1 protein-coding gene is annotated in these 447 nt (G+C 70.5%); it reads right to left on the bottom strand.

Annotation, left to right across the window (positions count from 1 at the left end):
* Positions 1–447, bottom strand: a 447-nt coding sequence (locus tag QSK34_RS37640) for a glycosyl hydrolase family 95 catalytic domain-containing protein (protein WP_502875571.1), incomplete at both ends; no start/stop codon positions are given.

Below are 447 nucleotides of genomic sequence, written 5' to 3'. Positions count from 1 at the left end.
TCGGGGCGAGCCGGTCGCGGGCGGCCAGGACCTGGGTGCGGAAGGTGGCGTCCACGCCGAGGGTCTGGCTGGCCTGGGCGCAGCCGTTGAACAGGTCGCGCAGGATCTGGTTGTCCATCGTCGGCCCGGCACACACGCTGACGCCGTTGTGGTGGCCCAGCTCCGGGGAGTTGGAGGGGTTGGTGACCAGGTAGCCGAGGCTGGGCTCGGTGACCAGGGTGTCGAGGAAGAACTGGGCGGCGCCCTTCATGGCGGGGTAGTAGGTGCGCAGGAAGTCCAGGTCGCCGGTGAAGGTGTAGTGCTCCCAGATCAGGGTGGCCAGCCAGGCGCCGCCGGTCTGCCACATGCCCCAGAAGGCGCCGTCGACGACTGAGGTGGCACGCCAGGCGTCGGTGTTGTGGTGGGTGACCCAGCCGCCGGCGTTGTACTGCGCCTGGGCGGTGCGGG

This window comes from Herbidospora sp. NBRC 101105 (genome assembly GCF_030269205.1).
Classification (GTDB): Bacteria; Actinomycetota; Actinomycetes; order Streptosporangiales; family Streptosporangiaceae; genus Herbidospora; species Herbidospora solisilvae.
The sequence above is the reverse complement of the archived record's forward strand: the minus strand, read 5'-3'. Positions and strand labels throughout refer to the sequence as shown.